The organism is Bradyrhizobium sp. HKCCYLS3077 (genome assembly GCF_051167555.1).
GTDB lineage: Bacteria > Pseudomonadota > Alphaproteobacteria > Rhizobiales > Xanthobacteraceae > Bradyrhizobium.
In genome coordinates, this window is the sequence record NZ_JBNPTH010000011.1 from 155384 (window position 1) to 174083 (window position 18700).

The following is an 18700-nucleotide window of genomic DNA, read 5'->3' on the forward strand; positions in this document are numbered from 1 at the left end:
GTTCCGGCGCCTACATGTGCGAGGCCATGGTCAATCCCAGAGCGCTGAAATCCTTCCTCGACAGCCACAGCCGCATCGTCGTCCTCACCGGCGCCGGCTGCAGCACCAATTCCGGCATTCCCGATTATCGCGACACCGACGGCCAGTGGAAGCGCACGCCGCCCGTGACCTATCAGGCCTTCATGGGCGCGGAGGAGACGCGCCGGCGCTATTGGGCGCGCAGCATGGTCGGCTGGCGCCGCTTCGGCCGCGCCCAGCCCAACGGCGCGCATCGCGCGCTGGCGCGGCTGGAGGCGCAGGGCAGGAGCTCGCTGCTGGTAACGCAGAACGTCGACCGCCTGCACCAGGCCGCCGGCGCCAGCAACGTCATCGACCTGCACGGCCGGCTCGACCGCGTGCGCTGCATGGGCTGCGGCGCGACCCTGTCGCGCGCCGAATTCCAGGACGAACTGGCGCACGCCAATCCGCTCTGGCTCGCGCATGATGCCGCTGACGCGCCCGATGGCGATGCCGATCTCGACGGCGTCGATTTCGCCGATTTCACCGTGCCGGCCTGCCAGGCCTGCGGCGGCATCCTGAAGCCGGACGTCGTGTTCTTCGGCGAGACCGTCCCGCGCGAAATCGTCGCGACCGCGCGCGATCACGTCGACCAGGCCGACGCGATGCTCGTCGTCGGCACCTCGCTGATGGTCTATTCCGGCTTCCGCTTCGTCCGCGCCGCCGCCGACCGCAACATCCCCATCGCCGCCGTCAATCTCGGCCGCACGCGGGCTGATGATCTGCTGTCGCTGAAGGTCGAGGCGCCGTGCGACGAGGCGCTGGCGTTTTTGCTGGAAGGGTAGGCCTGAGCCTCAATTCGTGGCTGAGGCGCGAACGTCTCTCCGCTTGCTCAGTGCAACCTCGCCCCGCTTGCGGGGAGAGGTCGGATGTCATCGAAGATGACATCCGGGTGAGGGGGTACAGGTCTATCCGCGAACACTTCCGGTGCGCGGGTCCAACTGATACCGCCCGCGTGGCTGCCCCTCACCCCAACCCTCTCCCCGTGAAGAACGGGGAGAGGGAGCGCACCGTCGTCGGTGCGAGAGCTGGGCTCACACGAGCCAAACAACCTACCGCGACTGCGGCTCCTCGCGCTGCTCGATGCGGTCCTTGTTGTTGACCTGCTCGCCTTCCGGCTTGCCGACATCGATGGTCTTCCCGGCCTGATTGCCGGGATTGTAGTGGAACTTGCCTTCTTGATGCTCGCCGGGCTGCTTCTGGTTCGGATTGACGTTGTCGGCCATGGGGATCTCCTCGGGACTGTTCCGTTGTCCCGGCGACAACGGCCCGAGGTCACCCCGGTTCCGTCACGCCCCCGTCACCCGCCAGATGCAGTTGCCGACGTCGTCGGCGACCAGCAACGATCCGTCCGGCCCTAGCGTGACGCCGACCGGGCGGCCATAGGAGAAGCTCTCGTCGGGCGCGAGGAAGCCGGACAGGATGTCGCGGGCCGGGCCGGAGGGCTTGCCGTTCTCGAACGGAATGAACACCACCTTGTAGCCCGACAGCTTGCTGCGATTCCACGACCCGTGCTGGCCGATGACCATGCCATCGGGGAAACCGGGCAGCGTGCCCGCGGGCAGCCAGCACAGGCCGAGCGAGGCGGTGTGGCCGCCGAGCGCGTAGTCCGGCGTCAGCGCGGTCGCGACCAGCGCGGGGTCCTGCGGCACGCGGTCGTCGACCGTCTTGCCCCAGTAGCAATAGGGCCAGCCATAGAAGCCGCCCTCGCGCACGGATGTGAGGTAGTCCGGCGGCGTCTCGTCGCCGAGCCCGTCGCGCTCGTTGACCACGGTCCACAGCACCTTCGTATTCGGCTCGAACGCCAGCCCCACCGCATTGCGCAGCCCGCCTGCGAAGATGCGCGATGCGCCGCTGGCGATATCCAGCTCATAGATGCAGGCGCGGCCTTCCTCGACCTCAAAACCCTGCTCGGCGATGTTGCTGAGCGAGCCGACGCCGGCATAGATCTTGGTGCCGTCGGGGCTGACCAGCAGGCTGCGCGTCCAGTGTCCGCCCGGCTTGAACGTGGTCAGCCGCTTGCCCTGCGCGCTGATGCGCTCGGCGCCGGCGCTATAGGGAAAAGCGACGATGCCGTCGGTGTTGCCGACATAGAAGGTGTCGCCGACCAGCGCCATGCCGAACGGCTGGCTGAGATTCTCCATGAACGCGTTGCGCTTCTCGGCGGTGCCGTCGCCGTCGGCATCGACCAGCCGCGTGATGCGGTTGGCGCTGACGCCGAGCGCCGCGGCGCGGCGCATCGTCGCCTGCATCGCATAGCCGAACATGTTGCGTACCGGGCTCGGCACCTGCGTCGCTTCCGCGATCAGTACGGACTTGTCCGGCATCGCATAGATCCAGCGCGGATGATCGAGCCCGGTCGCGAACGCATTCACCTTCAGCCCCGGCGCCGCCACCGGCTTCTCGCCGTCCTTCCAGCCGCGCGCCGTCGGCATCTTCAACGTCGGCAGCATCCCTTGTGGCTTCGCCTGCGGAATCTGCGGCGCCGCCCCCCACGCCGGCTGCGGCGTGTCCCCTTGCAGCTTGCGCCACTGCAGCGCCGCATTGCCAACCAGCGCGACACCGCGCGCGACGATGGAGGAAAGCGTGGTCATGGGAGTCCTGTCGGGCTTGGGCAGACGGATGTGGCGAGTGGCCATCGGGCGATGGCGGAAGACGACGTTGTTATGATCTACCATGCCCATCGTGACAACTGCGTACGTCGCGGACGGGGGCTGCGGAACCCGCCACGAATGTCGGCCATACGAGCGATGCGAATGCTCCTCTTCCCCCTTGCGGGGCTAGCGTGAGAACACATCTCGAAGTCGGATTCAGTCACTTCATGCACGGACGGTAGGCTCCCTCTCCCCGTCCTTCACGGGGAGAGGGTTGGGGGGCAGCCCCACCCACCGACCGTGCGGAGAGCCCCCTCACCCGGATTGCATCTGGCGATGCAATCCGACCTCTCCCTGCAAGCGGGGCGAGGTAAATCCCGTCGCGGCCAAGATGTGTGCTGAAACTAGCCCCTTTGCGTGGAGGGGTCGGGGGCCCCACGGGCGGTGTGAATAGCCGACGGCCTGCGGCGCACGGCTCTCGGCGTCTCGACGATTCTTCTTGCTAAATTTCCGAAATCATGCTCTACTCGCTCCATCCCGTCCTCATGCAGAGGGGCGTACGCGTCGTCACGATACGTTGAGGCGGGGAGCGGTGGCCGCGGGCCTGTCAGGTGCTTTTGCGCTGGACGATTGGCAAGCCTGCGGACGGTCAAGCCGTGTGGTCCTGGCGCCCCGATGCTGGCGCTAAGCCTCGCTGACATGACGTGTCACGAGGTGACGGGGGCAAACAAGCCCGGTCCCCGGGGAGAGCGCGGAGCAGCCGTTAAACCCATCGCGCAGGGAGGGCCGGGTCTGTCCGGCTGGACCTGTGGTACCTGCCGCCTGCAATTTTTTCCGCAGGCGGGCCACGGGCCTCAGTCGAGGCCCGGCCTTCCCTGCGCCCTCGGCATTTTCGGAGGGTGTTGCCGAACATGATCTCGGGTGCGCCAGCGCCGCGGGAGGTTTTGGTGTGTGTGGGGGGGGGGCCACCTGGGGTGAAGGGCGCGATGCGGAGCGAATTATTCGAGATCGACATATAGGAGCCGAGCTGGTGCGTCATCGGAACTGCGCTCCCTCTCCCCGTTCTTCACGGGGAGAGGTTGGGGTGAGGGGCGGCCGCACGGGTGGTGTATGTCGTTGGCACCGGCCGACGAGTCCGATGAGCCTGCGACGTGGCGTCGTATGTGCCATGCCCCTTGGATTGCTGCGCAATCCGACCTCTCAGCGCGAGCGAAGCTCGTCGCGCCCCCGCGAAGGGCGGGGAGAGGTTGCACCGCGCGAGCCGCGAGATGCGGGCTCGAACTGGCAAAGCGTGGCGTCGTCATCGAATTGCGCTACAGTGGTGGAAACACGTGCGAGATGCGCGGAGCCAAGGGGAGTCGGAGTGCGGAATGGCGGGGGTGATCATGTCAGGCGTGACGGCATTGGCTGCGTCGTGCGTCGCAGTGGGACCATCAAAGCCAAACGCCTTACCGGTCCGGCGAAGCCTTAGCCGCGGAGCCCGCCGATGACCGCGCTCGACATGTCCGCCTTCACCCCGCACGCCCTGCGCGAGAGTGTGCTCAACGAGGTGCATGCGCGCCCCTTTACGCCGCTGACGCCGCCGGTCTCCGTGATCCGCTTCGCCGTCATGGCGAAAGGCGACAGCGCGAATGCAGACCGCGACAGCCTCGCGTCGTTCTGCGCCCGCCATGGCGCGCCGGCGCCGGAGCCCGGCATCAAGCATCACCAGGTGGTCATCGGCGCCGCGCGGCTGCGCTGGGAGCAGCATTCGGAGTTCGCGACCTTCACCTGGATCTGGAGCCCGCCGGCCAACGCGCCGAAACTCGCTTTCGGCGAGATCGCGCCGGAGCTGCAGGCGCTGATCGCCTCGCTGAAACTGTCCGGCGAGCTGCTGGTCGCGGTCAAGCTCGGAGTCGAGAGCGTCACCGATCCGGTCAGACGTGCGGAAGCGCTGTTCGACAAGAGCAGTCTCGCGCTCGTCGCCGTGAAGGGCTCGATCGGCGCGCTCGCCTCCGACTTCCGCCTCGATGCCGACGGCTTCACCCGCATCCTCGTCTGCATCGAGGGGCCGACGCCGGAGCGGCTCGGGGCGCTGGTGCAGCGCGTGCTCGAGCTCGAGACCTATCGGACGCTGGCGCTGCTCGGCCTGCCCGCCGCGCTGGAGCTGGCGCCGCAGGTCGACCGCATCGAGCGGCGGCTCGGCGAGGTCTTGGCGGAGATGCAGGGCGCCGAGACGCTGAAGATCAACAATCATCTGCTCGACGAGCTCACCGAACTCGCGGCGTCGCTGGAGCGCGGCGCGACCGGTTCGCTGTTCCGGTTCGGCGCCAGCCGCGCCTATTGGGACCTGGTGCAGGCGCGGCTCACCGTGATCGAGGGCGAGCCGATCACGCCCTATTCGAGCTGGTCGTCGTTCCTGTCGCGGCGCATCGCGCCGGCGATGCGCACGCTCAACACGCTGGAACGACGGCAGGACAACCTGTCGCGCAAGCTGGCGCGCGCCGCCGACCTGCTGCGCACCCGCGTCGACGTCGAGCTCGAGGAGCAGAACCGCGACCTGCTGCGCTCGATGAACGAGCGCACCAAGCTGCAGCTGCGGCTGCAGAGCACCGTCGAAGGCCTGTCGGTGGCCGCGATCGGCTATTACGTCGTCAGCCTGTTCGGCTACCTCGCCAAGGGCGCCCACGATGCCGGCCTGCATGTCGAGCCGAGCTTCGCCACCGCCGCCTTCGTGCCGGTCGCAATCGCGCTGATCTGGTTCACCACCCACCAGATCCGCAAGCGGCACCTGAAGGAGGACCACGAGGCGGAGAAGGCGGGCAAGGAGTGAGGGCAGGGCGCTTGCCAGCATGCCCAGGGGCGGCTAAGCGGCAGGCTGGTTTTCAAGGGGCAAGGCGACGATGAGAGGCACGACGATCGACTTTCTGGTTCACGCTGACGGAACGGGGGCGCGGCAGCCGGTCGCGCTGAACCGTCTCGTCATCGCCGGCTGGACCGGGCGCGATCCGGTCGCGCGCGACAAGCACATCGCCGAGCTGGAAGAGCTCGGCATTCCTCGTCCAGCGACGACGCCGATCTATTACGAGGTCGCGGCGAGCCGGCTGACCACCGCTGACAACATCGAGGTCAGCGGTGGCGACTCCTCGGGGGAGGTCGAGTTCGTGCTGATGAAATCCGGCGGCCGGCTGCTGGTCGGCGTCGGCTCCGATCATACCGATCGCAAGGTCGAGACCTACAACATCACCGTCTCCAAGCAGATGTGCGACAAGCCGGTCGCGCCCGAGCTGTGGTTGGTCGACGACGTCCTGGGGCATTGGGACCGGCTGATGCTGCGCGCCTACGCGACCATCAATGGCGAGCGCGTGCTGTACCAGGAGGGCGCGCTGAGCGGCATGCTCGCGCCGTCCGATCTGATCGCGCGGCGCTATGGCGAGGCCGGGCTGCCCGAGGGCACCGCGATGTTCGGCGGCACCTTCGCCGCAAAGGGCGGCATCCGCCCCGCCGACCGCTTCGAGTTCGAGCTGGCCGACCCCGTGCTGAACCGCGTCATCCGGCACGGCTATGCGATCGCGCAGCTCGTCATCGCCGGCTGAGCACGTGCGCGCGGTCACGTTCGCGTGCGTCGATAAAGGTTAACCAACAGACCGCGGCGCGTCGTCGCGGTCTGGCTCCACTGATCACGGCGCGCGCAGGCGTTGCAATCGGCAAGGGCCTGTTAAGCAAGACCGCCTAGGGTGCCCCAGTGTGCCATCACGGACCAAAGTCTTGTTTCGCGTTCTGGTCCGGCACACGCCTGTTTCGACATGAGACGCGTTGCGGCTTGCCGATCCTTAACTGATCCTTACTTGATAGCAGTCGATTCGATGGATCGGAGGAGAAGGGCGATTAACTAGAAGTTTAGGATTGGTTTTGTGCGCGTGAACGCCTCCCTTAAGGGTTTGTTCAAATACCCCGGGACTTGGGAGAGCGGGATGCGCGTCGCGATCGTCCACGATTGGCTTTACGTTCTCGGCGGCGCCGAGAAGGTGCTGCAGGAGATCTTGCGCTGCTATCCGGGCGCGGACGTCTTCACGCTGTTCGACCTGCTGCGTCCCGAGGACCGCACCAGGCTGGGGTTCGAAAAGTCGCACACCAGCTTCCTGCAGAACATGCCGGGCCTGCGGAAGTATCACCGCTCCTATCTGCCGCTGATGCCGCTCGCGATCGAGCAGCTCGATCTGTCGAGCTACGATCTGGTCATTTCGAGCAGCTGCGCGGTGGCCAAGGGCGTGCTGACAGGACCGGAGCAGCTGCACATCGCCTATGTGCATTCGCCGATGCGCTACGCCTGGGACCTGCAGCACCAGTACTTGCAGGAGAGCGGCTACGCGACCGGGGTCAAAGGCCTGATCGCCCGCGCGCTGCTGCACAAGATGCGGATCTGGGACGCGCGCACCGCGCACGGTCCCGACGCCATCTTCACCAATTCGCAATTCGTCGCCCGCCGCATCAAGAAGATCTACGGCCGCGACGCCAAGGTGATCTATCCGCCGGTGACCATCGCGCAGCGCGATGCGATTCTGCCCGTCGGCAACCACTTCCTCGCCGCGAGCCGGCTGGTGCCCTACAAGCGCATCGAGCCGATCGTGCGCGCCTTCAACACGATGCCCGATCTCGAGCTGGTCGTGGCTGGCGACGGCCCGGAGGCGGCGCGGCTGAAGGCGATCGCGGGGCCGAACGTGACGTTCGCCGGCTTCGTGCCCGACAAGCAATTGCGCGATCTCATGACCACCGCGCGTGCCTTCGTGTTCGCGGCGGAGGAGGATTTCGGCATCATCCCCGTGGAAGCTCAGTCCGAAGGCGCGCCGGTGCTGGCGCTCGGCCGCGGCGGCGCGCGGGAGTCGATCCTCACGACGGGACCGCGGCCGACCGGCATGTTCTTCGAGACGCCCGAGCCCGAGGCGATCGCCGCCTGCGTGCGGGCGTTCGTGGCCAAGGAGAAGACGATCTCGCGTCTCGATTGCCGCCAGCGCGCCAGCTTCTTCTCGGCCGAGCGCTTCCGCAGCCAGTTCGTCGCGGCGGTCAACGAGGAGCTCGACAGTTTCCGTGACGGCCATCAGGGCCGCGCGACGCGGCTGATTGCGTAGTGTTGATATGTGGTGCGAGTGCAGATCATGAGGCAGGCGGCTCTCAACGAGGCGTTCTCCGGCTTTGATGCCGTGGCCCGGATCTGGCGCCGCCGCGGCGTGTTCGCGATCGTCGCGGGTGCGGTGCTGGCGTTGGCCGTCGCGGCGCTCGTCCTGCTGCCGGTGCGCTATCTCGCCACCGCCTCAGTGATCATCGCCGAGCAGGAGCCGGGGGCCAACACGTCGGCCGCCTGGGCGCAGAAGATCGGCGATCCCGCCGACATGGAAAGCCAGCTGCTGGTGATCCGCTCGCCGCGGCTGCTGCGGCAGATCATGTCCGCGCCTGGTGTGGTCGACGCCGTCGTCGGCGAATGCGAGCGCGGCCGCCTGCTGGGGTCGGTGGAGGCGTGCCAGCGGCTCAAGACGGATGTCAGCGCCTTCATCGATCACGTCGACGGCCGCTTCAGTGTCGCCTCCGCGGGCCGTTCGCGCGTCATCAACATTTCCTATCAGTCGAGCAGTCCGGAGGTGGCGCAGACGCTTGCGAATGCGCTGACCCAGACGTTCCTCGAGGACCAGCGCACCGAAGGCGCCAACAGCCGCGAGGTCGCGAGCTCCTGGCTGTGGCAGGAGTTGAAGCAGCTCGACCAGCAATTGCGCGAGGCCGACGACAAGATCCAGAAGTTCCGCCGCACCAAGGGCCTGATGCGCGGCGCGAATGCGCCGATCTCCTCGGAGCGGCTGACCAGCATCGGCCAGCAGCTGTCGCAGGCGGAAGCCGCGCGCGCCGAGGCGGCGGCCCGATTGCAGGAGATCAAGTCCGAGCAGGAGCGCGGACCGACAGATGCGCCATCGGTGCTGCAGAGCCGCACCATCGCCGATCTCAAGCAGCAGCTCACGACGGTGAGCGCGCAGCTCGCCAGCGCGGCCGGCGTGCTCGGGCCGAAGCATCCGTCGATCCTGGCGCTGACGCGCGAGCAGGCGACGATCCAGCAGCGGCTTGTCGAGGAGATGCAGACCATCGCGGCCAGCGCGCAGAAGACCTTCGACGCCAATAATGCGCTGGTGAATTCGCTCAAGAAGCAGATGGACACGGCGAAAGCCGAAGCCGGCTCGGCTTCGCTGGACGAAGCCTCGATCGAGAGCATGGTGCGCGACACCGAGATCAAGCGCCAGCAATATGCCGAGCTCTACAAGAAGGCGAGCGAACTCGAGACCGAGCGCCGCGTTCTGCGCGGCAGCACGCGTCTCGTCAGCCTCGCGGAACTCCCGAGCAAGCCGTTCTTCCCGAAAAAGCTGCCGTTTCTGGCCGCCGGTGTGACGCTCGCCATGATCTTCGGCGTCGGCGCAGCGCTGCTCGCCGATCAGTTCGGCGCGCGACGGATCAGGCAGCCCGTTCCCGACGTAGACTCGGCGCCGTCGCCTCAGGTCGCTGCGCCCGAGGCCGATGCGGCGCGAGCCATCGTACCGGAGACGCCCGCGATCGCCACGGCGTCTCCGGACGTGGAGGCGCCGCCGTTGGCGCCGGAGCGAAAATCTCACCTGCCGAGCGTCGCCGACGTGTCGATCCTGGCCTGTCTGCCGCGGCTGAAGTCGCTGCGCCAGATGTCCGCGCTGGGCGCCATCCTGCAGGGGCACCAGCCGCTCGCGATCCCGCACGTGCTGCGCCTCGCGTCCGAAGACAACGAGTTCCAGCACACACTGCACGACCTCCTCCACGAGCTCGGCATCGAGCAGCCGGGACGGCCGCTGCGCCTCGTCGTGACCTCTCCCGATGCGGGCGACGGCAAGACCACCACGGCCTGCGCGCTGGCGGAACATCTGGCGGCCGCCGGACGGCGCGTGCTGCTGGTGGAGTGTGACATCGCGCATGCCTGCTTCGCCGAGATCATGGCGCTGCCGCGGAGCGCCGGATGGCTGGGCGCGCTCGAGCACGGTACGCCGCTGCGCGAGGCCGTGCTGCGCACCGAGCATCCGTGTCTCGACGTCCTGCCGGCCGGTGCCATCCATGGTCCCGTCGGCGACATTCTCGACGCGGTCGGCCTCGATCACCTGCTCGGCGGTCTCGATGGCTATGATGCCGTCATCGTCGACACCCCGCTGCCGTCGCGACGCGACGACTTCCTGGCGGGCACGGACTGGGTGATCGTCTGCGTGCGCAGCGATCGCTCGCTGATCGAGCCGGCGGTCGCGACGGTGAACAAGAGCCGGGCGCTTGGAGCCGTCGACGTCGGCATCGTCGTCACGATGACCGATGCCGAGCCCCGCAGCGGGTCCGTTGTCGAGGCCCCTGCCTACGCCGAGGTCGGGTGATGTCGACCGAGCGCGTGCTGTTCGTCGACCATACCGGACAGATCGGCGGCGCCGAGCTGATCCTGCTGGACGTCGTGCAAGGCCGCAGCGATTCGAGCGCCTTCCTGTTCGAGCCGGGGCCGCTCGGCAACGCCCTCTCCGAGCGTGGCCTCCCCGTCGTCACCTCGCGCTGGGGCCGTGGGCTGGCGCAGTTCCGCCGCGACAGCTCGTGGCTGAAGGCGCTGCCGTTGTTCGGCCGATTGGCCGCAATCACCGTTGAGCTCGCGCGCGCCGTTCGCCGTCACGACGTCGTCTACGCCAACTCGCAGAAGGCGTTCGTGCTGTCGGCGATCGCCAATCTCGTCGCGCGCCGGCCGCTGATCTGGCATCTGCACGACATCATCAGCCCCGCCCATTTCGGCGCGCTGCAGCGTCGCATCCAGGTGTTCCTGGCCAACAGCTTCGCGGCCAAGGTCATCGTACCGTCCGAGGCGGCGGCGTCCGCCTTCATCGACGCCGGCGGACGGCGCTCCCTCGTCGAGGTCGTACCAAATGGCCTCGCCGTCGAGCCGGTGCCGGTGTCCCGGCAGGAGCTGCGACAACGGCTCGGCCTGCCGACGGCTCCGCTGGTTGGCGTCTTCAGCCGGCTCGCGCAGTGGAAGGGGCAGCATGTCCTGATCGAGGCGCTGGCGCGGCTGCCGGGCGTTCACGCCATCATCGTCGGTGACGCGCTGTTCGGCGAGCAGGCCTATGCGGCCGAGCTGAAGCGCCAGGTCGCCACACTCGGTCTCGGCGACCGCGTCCACTTTCTCGGCCATCGCGGAGACGTGCCGATGCTGATGCAGGCCGTCGACGCGATGGTGCATCCCTCGATCGATCCAGAGCCGTTCGGCCGCACCCTCGTGGAGGCGATGCTGGCCGGCGTGCCGGTGATCGCGACCGATGCCGGCGCGGCTCCGGATATTCTCGAGCACGGCCGGGCCGGCATGCTCGTCCCGCCCGGTGATGTCGGCGCGCTGGCCGAGGCCCTGGATCATGTGCTGGCCGAGCCGGAGCTGCTCAAGCCGCAGCTCGACTACGCGTCGCGCCGGGCGCGGACGCACTACAATCTCGCGCGCATGCTCGAATCGATCGGGCTTCTGATCCGCAACGTTCGCGCGGGGGCGGCGGCGTGAGCGCCTCCCGTCCGTCGCTCAAGCGTTTCAGCGCGCTGCTGATCAGCGGTGCGCTGGCGAGCAAGATGCTCGGCTTCGCCCGCGAGGTGCTGATGGCGCATGTACTCGGCGCCTCGCTGATCGCCGACGGCTTCCGCGCCGCCATGACCGCCGTGCTGATCCCGCTGGCCTTCCTGCAGAACGAAAGCGTGCCGGCGATCATGATCCCGATGCATCGCGAGGCGTTGCAGCGTCCCGATGCCGCGCGCAGTCTCGGCGCCCTGACGATCGTCATTGCGGCGGTCTCGACGCTCGTGACCGCGGTGATCTTGCTGCTCGGCGAAATCTGGGTGAACGCGGTGGTCGGCGGCTTCTCGGCTGAAGCGCACCAGCTCACTCTGCATTTCGTCCGCATGATGTCTTTCGCCATGCCGGCCTCGGCCGTGCTGAATGTTCTCGCGGCCGGCGAGATCGCGCTCGGGCGGACGCGGTTGACCAATCTGCGCGCGAGCCTGCTGAACATCGCCGTGATCGGTGGTATCGGCCTGCTTGTGCTGTCCGGCGATCCCTACATGCTCGCCTGTGCCTTCACCGTCGCATTCAACGGCCTCGCGGCCTGGGGCCTGTTCTCGCTGTGGCGCGAGGGCGAGCTGAGCTTCTCCGGCCTGACCGTCCGCATGATCGTCGACAAGGCGTTCGAATTCTTCCGCCGGCTGCGCGTGCTGCTGGCGCTGCCCCTGGCGGAGCAGGGCAATGTCTGGATCGAGCGCTTCACCGCGTCGCGGCTGACCACCGGTGCCGTCGCCTCGCTCGACTACGCCCGCTCCCTGACGGAGAGCGCGCTGTTGCTCATCAGCCAGCCGCTCGGCATGGCGGTGCTGTCGCAGCATGCGCCACGCGATCCGCGCGCGCAGACCGAGGCCCTGCTGCGGCCGCTGCTCGCGATCACGCTGCCGGCTTCCGCCTTCCTCCTGGTGTTCGCGACCGACATTGTCCGCCTGATCTATTTCCGCGGCGCATTCGGCGACGAGGCCCTGCTGCTGACGTCGCACGCGTTGAAGGGCATCGCCTGCGGCGTCTGGGCGGCAACCCTCGGCTGGATCCTGATCCGCCTGCTCAACGGCGCCGGCCGCAACGGCGTCGCGGCGCTGATCATCGTCTCGGCCTATCTCGCCAATATGGGCTTCAATCTCCTGATGCCGCTGTTCAGCCCGTCACCGGCGGCAGGCATGCAGCTGCTCGGAATCGGCGAGGCGATCCGCAGCCTCGTGCTGTTGACCGGCGTGGTGTTCGTGCTCGGCGATGCACGCAGGCTGCTGCTCGTGATGGGGCTGGCGCTGCTGCCGGCGGCGCTGATGGCCGTGCTCGGCATGATGATCCAGAACGCCGTGCCCGGGCTGCTGCCGCGGCTGTGCGCCGGCGGAGCGGCCTATCTTCTCTGTCTCGCGTTCGCCATCGGAATTCTGCTGCCGGGTGTGTTGGGCGCGGCGCTCCGGCATGTTCGCCGCACATTCAAGATGAAGGGAGAGCTCAGTTGACCCTGTTGGCCCTCGCTGCAGCCAAGGCCATCACGGCCTCCGGCGCGTTCATGCTCCCGCTCGCCAAGGCGGCCGACCGCATGCTCGGTCCGCGCGGCTGTCTGCTGACCTTTCATCGCGCGGCGACAGCGGAGCAGTGGGAGCGGCTGCCCAATCGCGACTTCTACGTCGATGCTGATTTCCTGGATCGCTTCCTCGGCTATGTCGGCGAGCAGGGCTGGGACGTCGTGACCATCAGCGAGGCGCTGCGCCGGACGGCGAGCCAGGAGCCCTGCGGCCGCTACGTCAATTTCTCCATCGACGACTGCTATCGGGATACGTATGAGCTGCTGGTGCCCGTCTTCCGCAGGCACAACGTCCCCGTCACCCTTTTCGTGACCACCGGCATTCCCGACAATACGCTGGCGCTCTGGGCCGCGGGATTGGAGGATGCGCTGCTGCGCAGGGATCACGTCGTGATCGACGGCGAGCGCATCGCGCTGTCGAGCCCGGAGCAGCGCCGGGCGTTGTTCGCGCAGGTCGCATCGCGCTGGGACGGCCCGCAGGCGGCCGCGTGCTATGCCGCCTTCTGCGCCGCGAACGCGATCGATATCGAGGCGATGCATTGGCGGCACGCAATCTCCTGGGACATGCTCGATGAGCTGGCGCGCGATTCCCTGGTCGAGATCGGCGCGCACACCGTGTCGCATGCGCGGATCTCGTCGCTGTCGCCCGAGGCCGCGCTGCGCGAGCTCGCCGAGGCGCGGCTTTGCCTGAACGCACGTCTCGGCATCGATGTCCGGCACTTCGCCTTCCCCTATGGGCGCGCCGGAGATTGCGGACCGCGCGACTTCGCGCTGGCACGGCAGGCCGGGTTTGCCAGTGCGGCGACGACGCGGAAGGGTCTGCTCCAGAGCGGTCAGGATGCGTTCTCGATCCCGCGCAACACCATGAACGGCGCGCATCGCTCGCTCGCGGCGATGGAGCTGCATCTGACGGGCCTCAGCGGTGCCGCGGCGAAGGTGATGGGCCGTGTCTAGCAGGTCGCGCCTGCGGATCGTCTCGATCGCGCATCCCGCCACCAGCAGCGAGGCCGGACGGCTGCGCTACCGCCATCTCGCGGCGCGGCCGGATGTCGACCTGCATCTGGTCATGCCCGAGGTCTGGAAGGAGTTCGGGCGCACGATCACCGCGCCACCGGCCGACGACGGCTTTCCCGTGCACCGGCTGCCGATCCGGCTGTCCGAGGCCGGTCCGATGAAATGGTATCTGCATTTCTATCCGGCGCTGCACCGCCTGCTGCACGAGCTCGATCCCGACGTCATCCATCTCTGGGAGGAACCGTGGAGCATCGTGGCGCTGCAGGCGCAGCTGCTGCGCGGGCGCGCCGCCCTGGTGCTCGAAGTGGACCAGAACATCCTGAAGCGGCTTCCCCCGCCGTTCGAGACCATCCGCAAATATGTGCTCGGGCGGACCGATCACATCCTCTCGCGCAGCCCCGAGGCCACCCGCGTGGTGCAGGCCCGCGGCTATTCCGGCCCGGTCACCCCAATCGGCTACGGCGTCGATCTCGCAACCTTCACGCCGGCGGGTGACGGCGCGCACAGGAGCGCCGGCGCCACTCTGCGGCTCGGCTATGTCGGCCGGCTCGTGCCCGAGAAGGGCCTCGACGATGCGTTGGAGGCGCTGGCGCGGAGCAGATCGGCTGCGACGCTCAGCATCCTCGGCGAAGGTCCGCACGAGGCGCATCTGCGCCGGCGCGTGGCCGAGCTTGGCTTGGGCGAGCGGGTCACGATTCAGGGATGGGCGCCGCCCGCGGAGGTCGCAGCGTTCCTGCGCGGTCTCGATGCGCTGCTGCTGCTCACGCGAACGACGGATGCGGTGCGCGAGCAGTTTGGCCGCGTCATCATCGAGGCCCAGGCCTGCGCCATTCCGGTGATCGGATCGAGCTGCGGCGCCATTCCGGATGTCGTGGGCGACGGCGGCTGGATCGTGCCCGAGCGGGATCCCGCTGCGCTGTCAGCTCTGATCGATACGCTGAGCGGTGAGCCTGGCGAACTGGCGGCGCGAGGCAAGGCGGCCCGCGCGAACGTGCTCCGCCGCTTCACCTACGATGCCGTTGCGCTGGCGATCGAAACGGCGTGCCGTGCCGCCGATCAGGCGCGATCGTCCGCCCACGTCGGGCGCCCGCAATCGCTGCAGACCAGTTGCTAGGTCTCCGCCGGCAGCGCCACCGCGGTGCGGCCGGACTCGCGTTTGGCGGCGTCGATCTTCCGCAGCAGGTCGATATATTGCAGGCCGATCTGGTCCCAGCCGTATCGCTGCGCGGTCGCAGAGGCGCCGTCCTGAAGCCGACGCATCAGCATGGGATCGGCGAAGGCTGCTGCAAGCTTGGTTGCGATGTCGGCTCCGTCGGGGGCGATGCGGAAGCCGTTGATGCCATCCTGCAGATAGTCCTCGATCCCGCCGACGGGCGTGGCGAACACCGGCACCGCGCAGGCCATGGCTTCCATGCAGACCAGCGAGAATGTCTCGTAGCTCGTGGGAAGCACGAAGGCATCGGCCGCCGAATAGAGCGCGGGCATGTCAGACCGCGAGCCGGCAAAGACGAGGCGCTGCTGGGCGGTGCGCGCCATCCTCCGATAGGGCGCCGGATTGTCGGAGCCGACGACCAGCAGCCACGTGTCGCCGCCGAGTTGCTCGAGCGCGCCGATCACATGCGCCAATCCTTTGCGGCTGAATTCGTGACCGACGAACAGCAGCACGCGCGCGTCGTCTGGAATTCCGAACTCCTGGCGGATGGCCTGTCCGCGCGCGGCGTCGCGCCGGAAGCGTGCGAGGTCGATGCCGTTCGAGATCACGTGGATGCGTGCATCCGGCACACGGTAGAAGCGCTGCAATTCGGCTGTGACGCGCGACGACACCGCCACGAACGCCCGATAGCGCAGGCCGCCGATCATGAAGCGGTCGCGCAGGCTCACCCACAGATGCATCGGGTTCAGCATCCAGCGCCAGCTGCCGGCCGCGCGCTTCTCGACGAGGCTCTGCGCATTGACGGCATGAACGATCAGGACGTCGCCCTTCAGGCTGTCGCCATGACTGACGACAACGGCGTCGGGATGCCGCGCGAGCGCGCGCGTCGCGGCCAGCGTGAACAGCGGCACGACGACGGCGCGGCCGAGGTGACGGAACAGTCCGCGCGTCGGAATGCGCGCCAGCCACGGCGCAACGCGCTCGACCTTGATCGTGTGCTCGAGGTTTTCCGCGACCGCGCTCGCCAGCACGACATTGGATAAACCATGTCGACCGAAAACGCGCGCCAGCTCGATGGCGACGGTTTCGACGCCGCCGGCATTGCTTATCTCTTGAACGACCTGGACGATCTCAAACGTCATAACGAAAATCTATGGGATCAGACATTGCGACTTCGTTCCAATCTGTTGGTCGTTAGCACAGCCCTGTTAACGTTTGGCTTGTTGCTATACATGTCCAGCGCGCGCGCCTGGGACACCGAAGCGGCTGAGCTCCGGGTCAACCAGCGGATCGGCGGCGGCAATCTGGTGACGCATCTCGCCGGCAAGAGCACGCAGATCTACCAGGCGCTGCACGGCGTCGGGGCCCGGCTCGGACGCATGGACTCCTACGGCTGGCGTACGCTCACGCGGGTTCCCACGCCGCACGATTTCGATGCTGCGATGCTGGAGGCACATCAGAACGGCATCATGCCGCTGATCCTGCTCGAATACGAGGGCAGCTATCAGTTCCTCAATCCGTCCCAGCCGATCGGCTCCTATCAGGATTGGTTCGCCGCCGGGCAGGCGATGGCGAAGCGTTTCCGGCCCGGCGGAGACTGGGGCCGCGAAAACGGTATTCCTGACTGGGGCGCCACCGTCTTCACGGCGATCAACGAGCCGGACGTGCAGGCGACGATCCCGCGCAAGGACTATCATGATGCGCTGGCGGGCCTCGCCGACGGGATACATAGCGTGGATTCCAAGCTGCGCGTCGTTCCAGGCGGCTTCGCAACCTGCAACTCGCACGGAGATGCAACGTTGCGCGGCTACGGTCCTGCGATCGCCGATCTGCTCGAGGACGGCCGGCTCGACGGCATCGATCTGCATACCTACTACAATGACAAATGGTATCCGATGACCCGCGGCCGCGCGTTCTCGGTGCAGACCTGTTTCGACCGCATCAAGCAGGCGATGGGCTTGACCCGCGAGATCAATTTCTATGCGACCGAGTTCAACGTGGCGCGCGCCGGCGCCTGGGAGGACGAGCAGGTCGCGGCCAGATTGTTTCTGAGTGCGATCTGGGACCAGCTCGCCGTGGTCGGGAAGGACGGCCGCGCGCCGGTCTCTGTGCTGGCCTTCCCCTGGAATCTCGGGGATACGCCCGACGTCGATGGGCTCGCTTATGCGATGGCGGCCGGAGAGAAGCCCTGGAGTCCCGAGGCCCGTAGTCTGGTGACGAAGACCGTGCTTCAGCTCGCTGGACATATGCGGATCGTGTCCATCGACCGCCGTCTGGCGCTGTACCGGCTGAGCGGGCCGGACGCGGATCTGATCGTGTGGCAGAACATTGCCGGCTGGACCGACCGGCCCGGCCGCGCGGTCGAGCTCGATTTGCCGGAATGGACGCGCAGTCTCGAGGTGTGGGCCTGGGACGGGCTGCAGCGGCGGATCGAAGCCAGGCCGGGCCGGTTCTTCGTCGACGGCCTGAATGCCAATGAGACCTACATGTTTCGCGTGCCAAGGCCGTAGCGTCACCCCCGATCGCAGGTCTCGTTCGCCTCGAGCGATCGACCCGGGAAGCGGGTTTCACGCGCTTCGTTAACTCGATGGTAAGGGCACTCCCAGGTACCACAGCGTCCGGTGATCATTTGACGATAATTGCAGTCATGATGGGTCCATCATGGAACCGGGCGTGAGCCGAGCGCCTCTTTTGGGTGAAGTTGGAATGCAGCCGGTCAGGAAGGCTGAGATCGCGAACGAGGGGGCGCCGCAGGCCGTGACGGGTGTACGCATCCGCGAGATCACGGCCGCCGATCTGCCGGCCGTCGCCGCGCTGCTGACACGCGGATTTGCCTTTCGCAGCGAGGCCTATTGGCTGCGCGGGCTCGATCGCCATGCGTCGCGCGCGCGGCCGGCGGGCTTCCCCGCCTTTGGCTATTGTCTCGATCATGGCGGCGTACCCGTCGGCGTGATCCTGCTGCTGTTCTCCAATGTGCAGGCCGAGGGCGGCCAGACGATCGTCCGCGCCAACGTGTCGAGCTGGTATGTCGAGCCGGCGTTCCGCGCCTTCAGCTCGATGCTGGTGCGTGCCGCGACGCGCGACAAGACGGTGACCTATTTCAACATCACACCGGCGCCGCACACCTGGCCGCAGGTCGAAGCCCAGGGCTTCAAGGTGTATTGCAAGGGCCAGATCTACGCCGCGCTGGCATTGTCGCGGCCGCTCGCCGATGTCACGGTCGCGCAGTTCGATGAAGGCGATCGCGCCGGCCTCAGCTCCTACGAGGCCGAGTTGCTGCGGCAGCACGCGGCTTGGGGCTGCCTGAGCGTCGTCGTTCGCCACTCCGGCACGGCGCATCCGTTCGTCTTCCAGAAGCACCGCGTGAAGAACGTGCTCCCGATTGACCGGCTGCTATACTGTCGCGATCTCGGAGACCTGGTGCGGTTCGCAGGCAATCTAGGCCGCTTCCTGACCCGCCGCGGCGGCCTCCTGGTGCGCATCGATGCCAACCAACCCATGGCTGGCCTCATCGGATGGTATTCAGCGAAACGAGGCCGCAAATATGCCAAGGGTCCCCATCCGCCCCGCCTCGGCGATCTTGCCTTCACAGAGGCCGCGCTGTTCGACGGGTAGGATCCCATGAGCGAACCGTCAGCGCCTCGCTCCCTGTTGGTCGCTCGCCCGAACCCATGGATCGCGGCCGCCTTCTTCGGGCGGGGATTGGCCGTCCACAGCAGAGCTGATCCCTAGCTACGGAGCGTCGA

Annotated in this window: 14 protein-coding genes; 11 read left to right on the forward strand and 3 right to left on the reverse strand. The window is 67.4% G+C overall.

Annotation, left to right across the window (positions count from 1 at the left end):
- Positions 1-26: 26 nt before the first annotated feature.
- Positions 27-842, forward strand: a complete 816-nt coding sequence (locus tag ACQR0Z_RS33110) for an NAD-dependent protein deacetylase (RefSeq protein WP_434921428.1) — start codon at positions 27-29, stop codon at positions 840-842.
- 267 nt (positions 843-1109) lie between these two features.
- Here ACQR0Z_RS33110 and ACQR0Z_RS33115 read toward each other — a convergent pair whose 3' ends face one another.
- Positions 1110-1283 (reverse strand): hypothetical protein, encoded by a 174-nt coding sequence (locus ACQR0Z_RS33115; protein WP_315787228.1) that lies wholly within the window; start codon positions 1281-1283, stop codon positions 1110-1112.
- A gap of 63 nt (positions 1284-1346) precedes the next feature.
- The gene (locus tag ACQR0Z_RS33120) at positions 1347-2651 is read right to left on the reverse strand and encodes a PQQ-dependent sugar dehydrogenase (RefSeq protein ID WP_434921429.1); all 1305 of its coding nucleotides are present in this window, start codon (positions 2649-2651) and stop codon (positions 1347-1349) included.
- A gap of 1486 nt (positions 2652-4137) precedes the next feature.
- Here ACQR0Z_RS33120 and ACQR0Z_RS33125 point away from each other — a divergent pair.
- The 8 genes from ACQR0Z_RS33125 to ACQR0Z_RS33160 all read left to right on the forward strand — a co-directional run bounded on the left by ACQR0Z_RS33125 (position 4138) and on the right by ACQR0Z_RS33160 (position 14915).
- On the forward strand, positions 4138-5463 hold the full coding sequence (locus ACQR0Z_RS33125) for a DUF3422 domain-containing protein (protein ID WP_434921430.1): 1326 nt from the start codon (positions 4138-4140) through the stop codon (positions 5461-5463).
- 70 nt (positions 5464-5533) lie between these two features.
- A complete protein-coding gene (locus ACQR0Z_RS33130) occupies positions 5534-6226 on the forward strand; it encodes a DUF2848 domain-containing protein (RefSeq protein ID WP_434921431.1) in 693 nt (230 codons plus the stop codon).
- Positions 6227-6604: 378 nt separating this feature from the next.
- Positions 6605-7759, forward strand: coding sequence for a glycosyltransferase (locus ACQR0Z_RS33135; protein WP_434921432.1), 1155 nt, complete (start codon positions 6605-6607; stop codon positions 7757-7759).
- A gap of 27 nt (positions 7760-7786) precedes the next feature.
- A complete protein-coding gene (locus tag ACQR0Z_RS33140; RefSeq protein ID WP_434921433.1) occupies positions 7787-10051 on the forward strand; it encodes an exopolysaccharide transport family protein in 2265 nt (754 codons plus the stop codon).
- On the forward strand, positions 10048-11205 hold the full coding sequence (locus ACQR0Z_RS33145) for a glycosyltransferase (protein ID WP_434921434.1): 1158 nt from the start codon (positions 10048-10050) through the stop codon (positions 11203-11205). The genes ACQR0Z_RS33140 and ACQR0Z_RS33145 overlap by 4 nt, the downstream gene beginning before the upstream one ends.
- Positions 11202-12722 (forward strand): lipid II flippase MurJ, encoded by a 1521-nt coding sequence (locus ACQR0Z_RS33150; protein ID WP_434921435.1) that lies wholly within the window; start codon positions 11202-11204, stop codon positions 12720-12722. Before ACQR0Z_RS33145 ends, ACQR0Z_RS33150 begins: the two co-directional genes overlap by 4 nt.
- Complete coding sequence (locus ACQR0Z_RS33155; protein WP_434921436.1) at positions 12719-13741, forward strand: polysaccharide deacetylase family protein; 1023 nt, start codon at positions 12719-12721, stop codon at positions 13739-13741. The genes ACQR0Z_RS33150 and ACQR0Z_RS33155 overlap by 4 nt, the downstream gene beginning before the upstream one ends.
- Positions 13734-14915: a glycosyltransferase gene (locus ACQR0Z_RS33160; RefSeq protein WP_434921437.1), complete on the forward strand. Its 1182-nt coding sequence runs from the start codon at positions 13734-13736 to the stop codon at positions 14913-14915. Before ACQR0Z_RS33155 ends, ACQR0Z_RS33160 begins: the two co-directional genes overlap by 8 nt.
- Here ACQR0Z_RS33160 and ACQR0Z_RS33165 read toward each other — a convergent pair.
- A complete protein-coding gene (locus ACQR0Z_RS33165; protein WP_434921438.1) occupies positions 14912-16096 on the reverse strand; it encodes a glycosyltransferase family 4 protein in 1185 nt (394 codons plus the stop codon). The two genes, ACQR0Z_RS33160 and ACQR0Z_RS33165, sit on opposite strands and share 4 nt — an antisense overlap.
- Before the next feature lie 90 nt (positions 16097-16186).
- Between ACQR0Z_RS33165 and ACQR0Z_RS33170 the strand changes: the two genes are divergently transcribed.
- Complete coding sequence (locus ACQR0Z_RS33170) at positions 16187-17464, forward strand: hypothetical protein (RefSeq protein WP_434921439.1); 1278 nt, start codon at positions 16187-16189, stop codon at positions 17462-17464.
- Between the two features lie 196 nt (positions 17465-17660).
- Positions 17661-18569, forward strand: coding sequence for an acyl-CoA acyltransferase (locus ACQR0Z_RS33175; RefSeq protein WP_434921440.1), 909 nt, complete (start codon positions 17661-17663; stop codon positions 18567-18569).
- The last annotated feature ends 131 nt before the right edge of the window (positions 18570-18700 follow it).

Excerpts from the sequence above, each read along its gene's own strand:
- ACQR0Z_RS33110 (WP_434921428.1), top strand. The coding sequence starts at position 27 with ATGGTCAATCCCAGAGCGCTGAAATCCTTCCTCGACAGCCACAGCCGC.
- ACQR0Z_RS33115 (WP_315787228.1), bottom strand. The coding sequence starts at position 1,283 with ATGGCCGACAACGTCAATCCGAACCAGAAGCAGCCCGGCGAGCATCAA.
- ACQR0Z_RS33120 (WP_434921429.1), bottom strand. The coding sequence starts at position 2,651 with ATGACCACGCTTTCCTCCATCGTCGCGCGCGGTGTCGCGCTGGTTGGC.
- ACQR0Z_RS33125 (WP_434921430.1), top strand. The coding sequence starts at position 4,138 with ATGACCGCGCTCGACATGTCCGCCTTCACCCCGCACGCCCTGCGCGAG.
- ACQR0Z_RS33130 (WP_434921431.1), top strand. The coding sequence starts at position 5,534 with ATGAGAGGCACGACGATCGACTTTCTGGTTCACGCTGACGGAACGGGG.
- ACQR0Z_RS33135 (WP_434921432.1), top strand. The coding sequence starts at position 6,605 with ATGCGCGTCGCGATCGTCCACGATTGGCTTTACGTTCTCGGCGGCGCC.
- ACQR0Z_RS33140 (WP_434921433.1), top strand. The coding sequence starts at position 7,787 with ATGAGGCAGGCGGCTCTCAACGAGGCGTTCTCCGGCTTTGATGCCGTG.
- ACQR0Z_RS33165 (WP_434921438.1), bottom strand. The coding sequence starts at position 16,096 with ATGACGTTTGAGATCGTCCAGGTCGTTCAAGAGATAAGCAATGCCGGC.
- ACQR0Z_RS33170 (WP_434921439.1), top strand. The coding sequence starts at position 16,187 with ATGTCCAGCGCGCGCGCCTGGGACACCGAAGCGGCTGAGCTCCGGGTC.
- ACQR0Z_RS33175 (WP_434921440.1), top strand. The coding sequence starts at position 17,661 with ATGCAGCCGGTCAGGAAGGCTGAGATCGCGAACGAGGGGGCGCCGCAG.